Raw genomic sequence first — 14,073 nt, 5'->3', positions numbered from 1 at the left:
TGCTGTTACTGGTGCTTGTAGTGCTTGATGGAGTCGTCCTTGGCCGCCTCGTCGGCGAAGCCCTGGATTTTCTTGATGGCCTCGGCGGGAGTGAGGCGGCCGGCCATCATCTCGCCCAGACCGGACACACCGATCTTCTCCTTCTGCAACTGCACATACCAGTCCTGGAGACGGGGATTCACCACGTTCTCGCCGGCCTTCTCCAGCGCCGCGACGCCCGACTTGAGACCGGGGGTGAGGGCGATGCCGTCGGTGCCGCCGTTGTACGCGGTCAGCGACTTCACCTTGCTGGTGAAGTTCTTCGACGAGGCCTCGCTGAGCATGATGCGCAGCTGTTCCATGCCGCCGGGGGCATTCTTCGCCTTGGCCGGGACGATGAACGGCTCGCCGCCGGACGCCCAGATGGTGCCGAAGGGCATCTTGTCGGAGGAGTCGAGGCCGGTCGGCGCGGAGACGGCCAGGTCGAAGTCCTTCGGGATGACGTTCGCCGACTCGTTCTCCACCCAGGAGCCGTTCGGAATGAACAGCGCCTTGCCCTCGGCCCAGGCGGTCTGGGACTGGATGTGGTCCAGGCCCGGGGTGCCCTTGAGGACGTAGCCCTTCTTGTAGAGCTCGTAGTACGCCTCGAAGCAGGCCTTGACGGCCGGGTGCTTCCAGGCGTTCGGCTCCAGGTTGTCGATGGCGTCGAGGACCTCGCGGCCGCCGACCTTGCCGATCATCGGGTAGAGGGAGAAGGGGAGGTAGTAGGGGTATTTGCCCGCGTACGTCCAGCCCGCCATGCCCTTCTTCTTGGCCTTGGCGCAGACAGCGAGCATCTGGTCCCAGGTCTCCGGGTACTGCTCGTCGAGCGAGTCCAGGGCCTTCTGCGAGTACCAGACGCCGTACACCGTGTAGGCGTAGTACAGGATCCAGACCTTCTCGCCGTCGAACTGGCCCATCTCCACGATGCCGGGGCGCAGCGTGTCGCGGACCTTCTTGGCCGGGTCGTCGTAGGAGGGCGCGTCCAGCAGCGGGGTGAGGTCGGTGAGCTGGTTCTTGCCGACCAGGACGCCCATGTCCATCTGCTCGGCGCCGGAGTTGTCGATGAGGTCCGGCGGGGTGCCCTGGTTGAAGCGGGGCTGGAGCGTGGACTGGATCTTCTGGGTGGCGGAGAACTTCACCTGGGCCTTGGGGAAGTTCTTCTCGTAGATCTTCACGGCGTCCTCGGCGTACTCCTTGCCGAAACCGCCGTCGAACAGGACGAATTCCATGCCGGCCGTGTCATTGACGGCGAGCGGGTTCTTCGCGGTCTTCTTGCCGGCCTTGGCCTTGTCACCGCTGCCGTCGCCGCCGCTGCTCGCGCAGGCGGAGAGGAAACTCATGGTCGGGACGGAGATCAGCCCGAGCGCGGCGGACCTTTTGATCAGATCACGGCGGCCGACGCCTTCGGTGCCGTGGTTCTCGGCGGAAGTGGATCCCATGCTCAAGTCCTCGCCTTCTCCAGGACTCAGGCGGTGAACCGGATCCTCGCCGGCACCGCGATCGGGTCACGCTGGGTCGTGCAGGAAAGTGCGGGTGGTCACGTGCGGATGGTGTGAAGCGCCCGACAGGTATAGTCCACTTCCCGTCAGCGGATCAAGATCGAACACAAGGTTGGCCGCGGGTCTTATCCGAGTTGAGACCTCGCGGAAGTATGAGCGGCCTGTGGACGCTCCGCCGGAAATATCCCGGTCACCACGCCCGAATGCCACAGGCAACACCCTTGACACTCCCCACCACTTGGGCAACTACTGGTCCTTGCGCATCGAAGGTGACAACGTTGTCCACTGCGCAGGGAGGGTACCCGTTGATGCAGCGGAAAGCTCGGCACAGATGGGGTTCGGCGGTCGTGTCGGCGACCGCCTTCGCTTTGGCCCTGAGTTCGCAGGGCGTTGCGGTCGCACTACCTCAGGCACCGGAGAAACCCGATCGGGGGTTCGCGTCCTCCTTTGAGGCGGACGACCCGGTTCCGGACTGGTCGAACACCGTCGACACCGCCCCCGACGGCGGCAAGCGGGCCTCGGGGGTCGACGGCGGGTACAGCAGCGGCATACCGGGCAATGTGACGGATCAGGTCACGGACGTGCGGGCCGGAGCCGAGAACACGGGCGGCGGGGAGGTGAAGGAGAACCTCGTCGACGGCGAGCCGAGCACCAAGTGGCTCACCTTCGAGCCCACCGGCTGGGTGGAGTTCGACCTGGACAAACCCGTCAAACTGGCGCGCTACGCACTGACGTCGGCCAATGACGCCGATGAGCGCGACCCCAGGGACTGGACCCTGAAGGGCTCGGCCGACGGCAAGGAGTGGACGACGCTCGACACCCGTTCCGGTGAGTCCTTCACGGAGCGGTTCCAGACGAAGACGTACGACCTGGCCGAACCCGCCGAGTACCGGCACTTCCGGCTGGAGGTCACCCAGAACAACGGCGGCGGCATCCTCCAGCTCGCCGATGTCCAGTTCTCCACGGGCGGCAGCGAGGGGCCCGTCCCGCAGGACATGCTCTCGCTGGTCGACCGCGGCCCGAGCGGCTCCCCCACCGCCAAGGCGGGCGCCGGATTCACCGGGAAGCGCGCCCTGCGTTACGCCGGCCGCCACACCGCCGACGGCCGGGCGTACTCGTACAACAAGGTCTTCGACGTGAACGTGGCCGTCGGCCGGAACACGCGGCTGTCCTACCGGATCTTCCCGTCCATGGCCGACGGCGACCTCGACTACGACGCCACGAACGTCTCCGTCGACCTGGCCTTCACCGACGGCACTCACCTGAGCGACCTGCGCGCCACCGACCAGCACGGCTTCCCGCTGACCCCGCAGGGCCAGGGCGCCGCGAAGATCCTTTACGTCAACCAGTGGAACAACGTGGCCTCCAGGATCGGCTCGGTCGCGGCCGGCAAGACCGTGGACCGGATCCTGGTGGCCTACGACTCCCCCAAGGGCCCGGCGAAGTTCCGCGGCTGGCTGGACGACATCAGCATCGCCTCCGTGGCGCCCGAGCGGCCGAAGGCGCACCTGTCGGACTACGCGGTCACCACCCGCGGCACCCACTCCAGCGGCGGCTTCTCCCGGGGCAACAACTTCCCGGCGACGGCGGTCCCGCACGGCTTCAACTTCTGGACGCCGGTGACCAACGCCGGTTCGCTCAGCTGGCTGTACGACTACGCCCGGGCCAACAACGCGGACAACCTGCCGACGATCCAGGCGTTCAGCGCCAGCCACGAGCCGAGCCCCTGGATGGGTGACCGGCAGACCTTCCAGGTGATGCCGTCGGTGGCCGGCGGCACCCCGGAGTACGGGCGCGAGGCGCGCGAGCTGGCCTTCCGGCACGAGAACGAGACCGCGCGGCCGTACTACTACGGGGTGCGGTTCGAGAACGGGCTGAAGGCCGAGATGGCGCCGACCGACCACGCGGCGGCACTGCGCTTCACCTACCCGGGCGATGACGCGAGCGTCGTGTTCGACAACGTGACCGACCAGGCGGGCCTGACCCTCGACAAGGAGAACGGGATCGTCACCGGCTACTCGGACGTCAAGTCCGGGCTCTCCACGGGCGCCACCCGGCTTTTCGTCTACGGCGAGTTCGACAAGCCGGTGACCGAGGGGGACGCCGGTGGCGTCAAGGGCTATCTGCGCTTCAGGGCCGACGACCGGACCGTCACCCTGCGCCTGGCGACCTCCCTCATCAGCCTGGACCAGGCCAAGGACAACCTCCGCCAGGAGATCCCGGAGGGCCGGTCCTTCGAGGCGGTCAAGAACAGCGCCCGGCGGCAGTGGGACCGGCTGCTCGGCAAGGTCGAGGTCGAGGGCGCGACCCCCGACCAGCTGACCACGCTGTACTCCAGCCTGTACCGGCTGTACCTGTACCCGAACTCCGGGTTCGAGAAGGTCGACGGTGAGTACCGGTACGCCTCGCCGTTCTCCCCCATGCCGAGCCCGGACACCCCGACGCACACCGGCGCGAAGATCGTCGACGGCAAGGTGTACGTCAACAACGGTTTCTGGGACACCTACCGGACGACCTGGCCCGCCTACTCGTTCCTGACTCCGTCTCAGGCGGGTGAGCTGGTCGACGGGTTCGTGCAGCAGTACAAGGACGGCGGCTGGACCTCGCGCTGGTCCTCCCCCGGCTACGCGGACCTGATGACGGGCACCTCCTCGGATGTGGCGTTCGCGGACGCGTACGTCAAGGGTGTCGACTTCGACGCGAAGGCCGCTTACGAGGCGGCGGTGAAGAACGCCACGGTCGTGCCGCCGAACCCGGGCGTCGGCCGCAAGGGCATGGCCACCTCCCCGTTCCTCGGCTACACGAGCACCGAGACCCACGAGGGCCTGTCCTGGGCGCTGGAGGGCTACCTCAACGACTACGGCATCTCGCGCATGGGCCAGAAGCTGTACGAGGAGACCGGCGAGAGGCGCTACCAGGAGGAGTCGGAGTACTTCCTGGACCGCGCCCAGGAGTACGTGAACCTCTTCGACGCGAAGGCCGGTTTCTTCCAGGGCCGGGACGCGAAGGGCGACTGGCGGGTGGAGTCCTCGAAGTACGACCCGCGGGTGTGGGGCCACGACTACACCGAGACCAACGGCTGGGGCTACGCCTTCACCGCCCCGCACGACAGCCGGGGCCTGGCCAACCTGTACGGCGGGCGCAAGGGCCTCGCCGACAAGCTGGACGAGTACCTCGCCACGCCCGAGACGGCCTCCCCCGAGTTCGTCGGCTCCTACGGCGGTGTCATCCACGAGATGACCGAGGCGCGGGACGTGCGGATGGGCATGTACGGGCACTCCAACCAGGTCGCCCACCACGCCCTGTACATGTACGACGCGGCCGGGCAGCCCTGGAAGACGCAGAAGAACGTCCGCGAGGTGCTGTCCCGGCTCTACACCGGCAGCGAGATCGGGCAGGGCTACCACGGCGACGAGGACAACGGCGAGCAGTCGGCCTGGTTCCTGTTCTCCGCGCTCGGCTTCTACCCGCTGGTGATGGGCAGCGGCGAGTACGCGATCGGCTCGCCCCTGTTCGAGAAGGCGACCGTGCACCTGGAGAACGGGCGCGAGCTGGTGGTGAAGGCGCCGCGCAACAGCGCGGAGAACGTCTACGTGCAGGGGCTGAAGGTCAACGGCCGTACCTGGTCGAAGACTTCCCTGCCGCACGCGCTGGTCGCCAAGGGCGGTGTCCTGGAGTTCGACATGGGACCGAGGCCGTCGTCGTGGGGCACGGGCAAGGACGCCGCGCCCGTGTCGATCACCCAGGACGACGAGGTGCCGGCGCCCCGGGCGGACCTGCTGAAGGGCGACGGCGCCCTGTTCGACGACACCTCGGCGACCGGCGCCGCGGTGACCGCCGTGGACCTGCCGGTCGCGAAGGGCGCCGAGGCCGTCCAGTACACCCTGACCTCGTCGGCGGCCCGGGCGAAGGCACCGGCCGGATGGACGCTCCAGGGTTCCTCGGACGGTACGGCCTGGCGGACGCTGGACCGGCGCTCCGAACAGGCCTTCGCCTGGGACAGGCAGACCCGCGCGTTCACGGTGAGGTCGCCGGGTACGTACGAGAAGTACCGCCTGGTCCTCGACGGCGAGGCCACACTGGCGGAGGTGGAACTGCTCGCCTGAGCAGCCGAGTTGGGGGTCCGATGCCGCTTCCCGTGCCCGTCCTGCCCGAGGGTGTCGACCCGGCCTGGCTGCCGTCCGCCGCCTTCCGGGCGCTCGGCAGCCGCCGGACCCTGATCCGGGGATCGGGTCCGCTGGTGGAGACGGTGCACGGGGAGGTGGCCCGGGCCTGCCGGCTGTTCGGGGGCCGGGTCGTACGGGACGCCGAGCCGGACGGCGCGTACGACCTGGTCCTCGGCCTCGGCGGCGAGGCCCCCGGCGGCGAGGGCTTCACCTCCGCGCGTGAGGGCGGCACGACGACCGTCACCGCGTCCGCGGGCCCCGGGCTGCTCTACGGTCTGTTCGACGTCGTCCGTCGCGGGGAGGGGGCCTTCACCGGCGAGTGGGCACGGGAAGTCCACCGCCCCGCGCTCGCCCTGCGCATGCTCGACCACTGGGACAACGTGGCGGTCCACCCGGTCATGGGACAGGTGGAGCGCGGCTACGCCGGCGGTTCGCTGTTCTGGAAGGACGGCAGGGCGCGGCGCGAACTCGGCCGCGTCCGGGCGTACGGCAGGCTGCTCGCGGCGTGCGGGATCAACGCGATCTCCGTGAACAACGTCAATGTGCATGCGACCGAGACCCGCCTGCTCACCGACCGGATCGGTAAAGTCGCCGAGATCGCCGACGCGTTGCGCCCCTACGGCATCCGCACCCACCTGTCGGTCTCCTTCGCCGCGCCGATCACTCTGGGCGAACTGCCCACCGCCGACCCGCTTCACGCGGCGGTGCGCGACTGGTGGGCCGAGGCCACCCGGCGGGTGTACGAGGCGATACCCGACTTCGGCGGGTACGTGGTGAAGGCCGACTCGGAGGGGCAGCCGGGCCCGTTCGCGTACGGCCGCAGCCATGCCGAGGGCGCGAACCTGCTGGCCGCGGCGCTGGAACCGTTCGGCGGCACGGTGCACTGGCGGGCCTTCGTCTACGACCACCGCCAGGACTGGCGGGACCGGACGACCGACCGGGCCCGGGCCGCCTACGACCATTTCGTACCGCTGGACGGCGCGTTCGCGGCGAACGCCGTGCTCCAGGTCAAGCACGGGCCGATGGACTTCCAGGTACGTGAGCCGGTCTCGCCGCTGATCGGGGCGATGCCCCGCACCCGACTGGCCGTGGAGCTCCAGGCCACCCAGGAGTACACCGGGCAGCAGCGGCACGTGTGCTGGCTCGGGCCGATGTGGAGCGAGGTGCTGCGGTTCCGGCCCGGACCCGGCTCGTCCGTGGGCGAGTCGGCCCGGGGGCTCGTCGCCGTGCCGAACGTCGGCGACGACCCGTTCTGGACGGGGCACCCGCTGGCGCAGGCCAACCTGTACACCTTCGGGCGGCTGGCCTGGCGGCCGGACGCCGAGCCCGGCGCGGTGCTCGACGAGTGGATCGCACTCACCTTCCCGGACGCGCCGGGCAAGCTGACCGACGCGTTGCACGCCGTGCTGGACGGTTCGTGGCGGACCTACGAGAAGTACACCGCTCCCCTGGGTGTCGGCTTCATGGTGCAGCCGGGGCACCATTACGGGCCGAGCGTGGACGGGTACGAGTACAGCCCGTGGGGGACGTACCACTTCGCCGACCGGGACGGCATCGGGGTCGACCGCAGTGTCGCCAGCGGTACCGGGTACGCCGGGCAGTACGGCATGCCGTGGTCCGGTCTGTACGAGTCGCCGGACACCTGCCCCGACGAACTGCTGCTGTTCTTCCACCATGTGCCGTACGGGCATGTGCTGACGAGCGGCAAGACGGTGATCCAGCACATCTACGACACGCATTTCAAGGGCGTCGAGGAGGCCGAGGAGGCCAGCCGGGTGTGGGCGGACCTCGCCGGCCTGGTCGAGCCGGGGCGCCACGCCCGGGTGGCGGAGCGCTACGAGGAGCAGCTCCGCTGTGCCCGTGAGTGGCGCGACCAGGTCAACAGCTACTTCTTCCGCAAGTCCGGGGTGCCGGACGGGCGGGGGCGGCGCATCCACTGACGCACGGACCACCGGAGGATCGCCACGCCCGGGGGGGCGAGGACGAGGGGTTCACCCCGGTCCACCCGCCATCCCGCGCGTCATGCGGTGAAGTCCTCGCGCGTCTCCTCGATCACGGACCGGCTGCCGTGCAGCAGGGACAGCAGCAGCGGGGCGGCCAGCAGGGCGGGCAGGGCCTCGGTCAGCAGGGCCGTCGACGCGGCCGTCAGGAACAGCAGGGAGGCGGCGGCGAGGGTGGCGCGGCCGTGCCGGAGCAGGAAGTGGGCGGCGAGGCGGGCGGTGTCCCGGGCGCGGAAGGCGAACAGCGAGGTGAGGACGAGGGCGTGCGCGCCCCACAGGAGGGATCCGGCACCGATCGCCGCGAGCAGCAGCGCCCACCAGCCGGGCAGGCCGGTGGCGGCGAAGTGCGTGAGGGTGAAGGCGATGACGGTGAGCCATGCCAGCAGGGGCGCCCACAGTTTCAGCACCGGTACGGCGTTGAGGCGCCAGGCGCGCAGGTAGGCGCGGGCCGGGTGCAGTTCGGTGAGGTCGCGGCCGCGGTGGTGGAGGGCGTGCAGTGCGGCGGACAGGGCCGGGCCGAGGGGCAGCAGGCACCCGGCCGCGAGGGGGAGGTTCGCGGGGTCGGGGCCGAGCAGGAGCAGTCCGGCCAGGCCCGGTGAGGCGGCGAGGAGCAGCAGCGCCTCGACGGTGAGGACGGTGTGGACGAGGGCGGAGGCGCGGGAGAGGGTTCCGGTGCCGAAGCCGGCCGTGCGCGCGTTCACCCGTTCTCCTTCCGGTACCGCTCGTGCGCCTTGTTGTGCAGGTCGACGAGCTGCTGCATGTTCTTCGACTTCAGTTCGGCGAGGTAGGCGTCCCACTGGGACAGCGGGCGCTTGCCGAGGACGAACCGGAGGGTGTTCTGGATGACGTGGTCCTTGAGCGGGGTGTCCCAGAGGGTCGCCTGCTCCTGTTCGAAGGACTGGAGGGGGTGGGCCGGGTCGACGGGCAGTTGCCGGCGCCGGGCCATGGCGGCCTGGAACCTCTGCTCGTCCGGGCTGAACGAGGAGGAGACCAGGTCCCAGCTGCCGCCGTAGGTGAAGACGCCGTTGAAGAAGCCGTAGTCCTTCTGGAGGTCCTTCGGCGCGTCCGGGTCGGCGCCCATGAGGGAGATGCCGGGTTTCAGCTCGAACCGGCCGCCGGAGCGGGTGTAGGTGACGCCCTCGACGCCCCACTTGCAGAACGTCTGGCCCTCGTCGGAGTACCAGAGCCAGTCGAGGAACTGCATCATCGCGACGAAGTGGTCGCTCTTGAGGGCTTCGCTGGAGACCATGACGCCGTTCTCCAGCCGGGTGCCGCCGAGCACGACGGGACCGGCCGGTCCGATCGGCACGGGCACCATCTCGATCTTCGCGCCCTTGACCTGCTTCTCCAGGTTGTAGCGGTAGTTCTGCACCAGCTCCTGCGCGTTGGCGCTGATCGCGTAGGACTTCTCGGCCAGCAGCTTCTGCACGGCCTGCTCGTCCTGCTGGGTGAAGCTCTCCGGGTCCAGCAGCTTCTCGGCGACGATCTTCCTCAGGTACTCGATCATGTGGCGATAGCCGTCCGTCGCGCCGTTGAAGACGAACGCTCCCGCCTCGGCGTCGAAGGCGATGTTGTCGTACGTCCAGCCCGCCTTGACCCCGTACGCCTGGCCGAGGTAGCTGAACAACGCCCCGCACGGGAAGGGGGTGTTGGTGCTCCAGCGGTCGGTCCAGGGGTACGTGCCGGGGTACTCCTCCTTGAGCGCCTTGAGGACGCTGTACACCTCGTCCCAGGTGGTGGGCAGGCTGAGCCCGTGCTTGTCGAGGATGTCCGTTCGGAAGGACAGCGAGTAGTTCGACTTGGGCTTCTCGTGCAGGCCGGGCAGCAGGTAGTACCTGCCGTCGGACTGGCGGATGGAGTCGAGTTCGGGTTCCAGCTTCCACTTGCGTACCTTGTCGCGGAAGTTGGGCATGAGCTTGACGTAGTCGCTGACCGGGAGGATGGCGCCGGAGGAGACGAAGGCGACCTCGGAGGGGTGGTACGTCTTGGGGATCAGGAAGGGCGCGTCGCCCGCGCCGATGAGCACGCTGCGCTTCTTCTCGTAGTCGGCCAGCGGCACGTCGACCGGCTTGAGGGTCACACCCGTGCGCCTGGTCAGTTCCTTCCAGAACAGCCAGTCGTCCTTCATCGGGTACACCGGGTTGTTGTTGTGCAGAACGGAGAAGGACAGCGGCCGGGCGGCCTTGAACTGCTGGCCGGGCCGGTAGTTCTTCATGGCCCCGTCCTGCTTCTTGGACAGGTCCTTGGAGTCGCCGCCGTCGTCCCCGCCTCCGCAGCCGGTGACCGTGGCGAGGCCGATGAAACCGGCGGCGGCGAGGATCTGGCGTCGCGACAGCTGCCCTGCGTTGTTCACGGGAACTCCCTTGTTTCCGTAGACCGGTTGAGGAGACGTGCGGCCGTCAGCCCTTGACCGCGCCGAGCATCACGCCCGAGACGAAGAAGCGCTGGACGAAGGGGTACACGAGGAGGATCGGCAGGGCGGTGAGGACGATGGTGACCGCCTGGATGCTCGCGCCGACCTGGCTGAGCTCCGCGGTGCCCGCACCGGCGTTTCCGCCTCCGGTGGCGCCCGCGATGAGGTTGCGCAGATAGACGGTGACCGGCATCAGGTCGGAGTGGTCCATGTACAGGAACGCGCTGAACCACGAGTTCCAGAACGACACGGAGTAGAAGAGCACCATCGTCGCCACGACCGCCTTGGACAGCGGCAGCACGATCCTGAACAGGATGCCGTAGGTGCTCAGACCGTCGATCTGCGCGGCTTCCTCCAACTCCGTCGGAAGGTTCTCGAAGAAGGCCTTCATCACCAGCAGGTTGAAGACGCTGATCGCGTTCGGCAGGGCGATCGCCCACACGCTGTTCTTCAGACCGAGGCTGGTGACCAGGATGTAGTTCGGGATCAGGCCGCCGGTGAAGAACATGGTGAACACGGCGATGCCGACGAGCACGCCGCGGCCCCTCAGGTGCCGTTTGGACAGGACGTAGGCGTAGCAGGTCGTCAGGACCATGGCGACGGCCGTGGCCAAGACCGTGTAGAGCACGGTGTTGCCGTAGGTGCGCCAGAACATCGAGTCCTGGAACACGATCCTGTACGTGGTCAGGTTGAACCCCTTGGGCCACAGCCCGACCTCACCGGCCCGGATCTGGCGCTCCCCGCTGAAGGACCGCGCGACGATGTTGACGAAGGGGTACAGGGTCACCAGCACGACGAGTGTGAGGACCACCCCGTTGAACCCCTGGAAGACCCGGTGGGAACGGCTCGGCCTCACCACAGGCTGGTCCCCACCGTGCGACGCGAGAGCGTGTTGGCCGAGGTGATCAGGACCAGGCCGATGATCGCCTCGAACAGGCCGATGGCGGCGGCGTAGCTGAAGCTGCTGGACTCGACACCGGCCCGGTAGACGTAGGTGGAGATCACGTCGGCGGTCGGATAGGTCAGCGGGTTGTACAGGAGCAGCACCTTCTCGAAGCCGACCGCCATGAACGTGCCGACGTTGAGGATCAGCAGGGTGACCATGGTGGGGCGGATGCCGGGCAGGGTGACGTGCCAGATCTGCTGCCAGCGGTTGGCGCCGTCGATGCGGGCGGCCTCGTAGAGGTCCTCGTCGATCGTGGTGAGCGCGGCGAGGTAGAGGATCGTGCCCCAGCCGGCGGTCTGCCAGATCTCCGAGCCGACGTAGATGGTGCGGAACCACTCGGGTTCCTGGATGAAGCGGACCGGCTCGTGGCCGAGCCGTTGCAGGACGTGGTTGACCGGGCCGTCGCCGGCCAGCATCTGCATCGTGATGCCCGCGACGATCACGATGGACAGGAAGTGCGGGAGGTACGAGACCGACTGCACGAACCGCTTGAGGGAACGCCGGCGCACCTCGTTCAGCAGCAGAGCGAGCACGATCGGGACCGGGAAGCAGAAGACGAGGGTGAGCCCGCCCAGCCACAGGGTGTTGCGGAAGACCTGCCAGAAGGTGGGGTCGCTCAGGAACATCCGCACATAGCGCAGACCGACCCACTCCTCGCCGAAGAGTGAACCGCCCGGTTCGAAGCGCCGGAAGGCGATCACGTTGCCGATCATCGGCAGATAGCGGAAGACCAGGAAGAACAGCAGCGGCAGGATCGCCAGGGAGTACAGCTGCCAGTCGCGGCGCAGTGCCCGGCCCGGACCGGTCCGGGCGGATGCCCGCCTGCCGCGTCGCGGGGCCGCTCGGGCGGGCGGCGGGTCCTGGGTGCCCGGCGGGGCCGGTGTGGTGGACGTGCTCATTGCTCGGGCCTCCCGTGGGCAGGGACGCGGAACCGAAACTTTCGAGCTCTTACCGGTAACTTCGCGGCAACTTAAGGGCAGCAGAAAGCGCTGTCAATGGGTGCTGCGAGAGTCGGACGGGGCGCGTGCGCCGCGTTGGATCCGGCGCGAAGGCGGGTAGACCCGGGTGCTGGGCCCCGTTTTCCGTCGCAAGTTTCCGTCATGGCTCCGACTCCTGCGAGAGGCGGACGCGTCCAGGTTTCGGTCTCTCCGTCCCCCGCGCCGACGGACACGGGGTGCTCAGGGCGTGGACAACCGGACCGCTCGGCGCTACCTTCCGCTCAGGCGGGGTGGGAGCGCTCCCATAACGGTGGACCGGAACCCGCCATTCAAGTCGCTCCCATCCCGCTCATCCGTGCACACCTCCGCAGGTCCGTACCCCCACGAACGGATGATGCTGTCATGATCATGACGACAAGCCCGGGGGGATCCCCGATGCCCCGATCGGGCTTCCCCACCCGGGCCAGAGCCCTCTTACTGGTGCTGCTCTCCCTCCTCGTCACCGTCCCGGCCATCGGACTGGTCATGTCGACCGGCGGTGAGGCGGAGGCGCACGGCACCCCCATGAAGCCCGGCAGCCGCACCTTCCTGTGCTGGCAGGACGGACTGACCGACACCGGCGAGATCAAGCCGGTGAACCCCGCGTGCCGGGGCGCGCAGCAGGTCAGCGGCACCACGCCGTTCTACAACTGGTTCTCGGTGCTGCGCTCGGACGGCGCGGGCCGCACCCGGGGCTTCGTACCGGACGGCGAGCTGTGCAGCGGCGGCAACGCCAACTTCACCGGGTTCAACACCCCCAGCAAGGACTGGCCGCTCACCCATCTCACCTCCGGCGCGACGGTCGACTTCTCGTACAACGCCTGGGCCGCGCACCCGGGTTGGTTCTACGTCTACATCACCAAGGACGGCTTCGACCCCACCAAGACGCTCACCTGGAACGACATCGAGGAGCGGCCGTTCCTGAGCGTCGACCACCCGCCGCTGAACGGCTCCCCGGGCACGGTCGAGGCCAACTACTCCTGGGCAGGGAAGCTCCCCGACAACAAGTCGGGGCGCCACATCATCTACATGGTCTGGCAGCGCTCCGACAGCAAGGAGACCTTCTACTCCTGCTCCGACGTGGTCTTCGACGGGGGCAAGGGCGAGGTGACCGGCATCAAGCAGCCGGGCAACCCGTCCGAGCCGGTGCCCGGCACCTGCACGGCCACCCGCAAGACCACCGGCACCTGGAGCGGCGGTTACCAGTCCGAGGTGACCGTCACCAACACCGGCACGGTCCCGATGCTCGGCTGGATGGTCGACTGGACCCTCCCGGCCGGCCAGAAGGTCGAGAGCCTGTGGAGCGGCAGCGCGACCTACAACGGCCAGGCGGTGATGGTCCACAACGCCAACTGGAACGGCTCCCTGGCCCCAGGCAAGAGCGCGACGTTCGGCTACGTCGTCTCGGGCTCGGGGGGTGACAGCACGAGCGCGCTGCCCTGCCGGGTGGGCTGAACGGAGGTGTCGGGGCGGGCCCGGTGACCGGACGATCGGTGACCGGGCCCGTCGGCATGACAGGTGCGTCGGGGCCGGGGGGCCGGGGGCCGAAGGGCGTGGGCGGAACGCGTCTCACGACATTGCGTCCCGGCCAGGGTGGCCGAAGATCGTGGGCGGAACGCGTCTCACGACAGGTGCGTCCCGGCCAGGGTGGCCGAAGATCGTGGGCGGAACGCGTCTCCGGATACAAGCCTGTACACCCTGTTGATCGGCGGGACGCTCAACGCGGGGCTCGTGCCACAGCTGGTCCGGGCGCACCCGTCGTGCCGACGGCGGAAGGACCTACGAGCAGCGGCTGGTGACGCTCGTGCTGTGCGTCCTGCCGGGGGGAACGGCACTGGCCGTTTGGGCCGGCCGACAGAGACGACCCCCGATGTCGGTCGCAGGTGACGGCCTCGGTGGGGAGGGCGGCCGTGGTCTCCTGCCCTGCCGGTCGGCTCCCCTGGCGTCGGCCGGGGTGGTCCGGTGCGTCGGGGCGCTTGCCCCGGTGGGGGACGGGAAGCCCGGAGCGCTGTCGCCCCATATGTCGCTGTTATCCAGGTGTGCGATTCTGT

General features: G+C 68.7%; 8 protein-coding genes and 1 pseudogene. 4 read left to right on the top strand and 5 right to left on the bottom strand.

Going from position 1 to position 14,073, the window contains the following annotated elements; translation table 11 throughout:
- Window positions 1-5: 5 nt before the first annotated feature.
- The gene (gene ngcE / locus AC0665_RS21680) at window positions 6-1,460 is read right to left on the bottom strand and encodes an N-acetylglucosamine/diacetylchitobiose ABC transporter substrate-binding protein (protein ID WP_468402892.1); all 1,455 of its coding nucleotides are present in this window, start codon (window positions 1,458-1,460) and stop codon (window positions 6-8) included.
- Between the two features lie 368 nt (window positions 1,461-1,828).
- Here ngcE and AC0665_RS21675 point away from each other — a divergent pair, with 368 nt between their 5' ends.
- Window positions 1,829-5,626 (top strand): GH92 family glycosyl hydrolase, encoded by a 3,798-nt coding sequence (locus AC0665_RS21675; protein WP_478705605.1) that lies wholly within the window; start codon window positions 1,829-1,831, stop codon window positions 5,624-5,626.
- Window positions 5,627-5,646: 20 nt separating this feature from the next.
- Window positions 5,647-7,626 (top strand): alpha-glucuronidase, encoded by a 1,980-nt coding sequence (locus AC0665_RS21670; RefSeq protein ID WP_478705604.1) that lies wholly within the window; start codon window positions 5,647-5,649, stop codon window positions 7,624-7,626.
- Window positions 7,627-7,706: 80 nt separating this feature from the next.
- Here AC0665_RS21670 and AC0665_RS21665 read toward each other — a convergent pair whose 3' ends face one another.
- The 4 genes from AC0665_RS21665 to AC0665_RS21650 are packed head-to-tail and all read right to left on the bottom strand — an operon-like array spanning window position 7,707 to window position 11,944.
- On the bottom strand, window positions 7,707-8,387 hold the full coding sequence (locus tag AC0665_RS21665; protein WP_478705603.1) for a YesL family protein: 681 nt from the start codon (window positions 8,385-8,387) through the stop codon (window positions 7,707-7,709).
- On the bottom strand, window positions 8,384-10,039 hold the full coding sequence (locus AC0665_RS21660; RefSeq protein WP_478705602.1) for an ABC transporter substrate-binding protein: 1,656 nt from the start codon (window positions 10,037-10,039) through the stop codon (window positions 8,384-8,386). Before AC0665_RS21660 ends, AC0665_RS21665 begins: the two co-directional genes overlap by 4 nt.
- Window positions 10,040-10,085: 46 nt before the next feature.
- Complete coding sequence (locus AC0665_RS21655; protein WP_478705601.1) at window positions 10,086-10,958, bottom strand: carbohydrate ABC transporter permease; 873 nt, start codon at window positions 10,956-10,958, stop codon at window positions 10,086-10,088.
- The gene (locus AC0665_RS21650; RefSeq protein ID WP_468402880.1) at window positions 10,952-11,944 is read right to left on the bottom strand and encodes an ABC transporter permease; all 993 of its coding nucleotides are present in this window, start codon (window positions 11,942-11,944) and stop codon (window positions 10,952-10,954) included. Before AC0665_RS21650 ends, AC0665_RS21655 begins: the two co-directional genes overlap by 7 nt.
- A 474-nt stretch (window positions 11,945-12,418) precedes the next feature.
- Here AC0665_RS21650 and AC0665_RS21645 point away from each other — a divergent pair, with 474 nt between their 5' ends.
- Together AC0665_RS21645 and AC0665_RS21640 are read left to right on the top strand one after the other, a co-directional pair.
- Entirely contained in the window at window positions 12,419-13,477 is a 1,059-nt protein-coding gene (locus AC0665_RS21645; RefSeq protein WP_478604121.1) for a lytic polysaccharide monooxygenase auxiliary activity family 9 protein, read from the top strand.
- 228 nt (window positions 13,478-13,705) lie between these two features.
- Window positions 13,706-13,880, top strand: a pseudogene (locus tag AC0665_RS21640) (murein biosynthesis integral membrane protein MurJ); the annotation flags it as partial.
- Window positions 13,881-14,073: the final 193 nt, after the last annotated feature.

The sequence above is a fragment of the Streptomyces sp. NPDC043685 genome (assembly GCF_056436585.1).
Note: the sequence above shows the minus strand (reverse complement) of the source record. Positions and strands in the feature narration are given on the sequence as shown.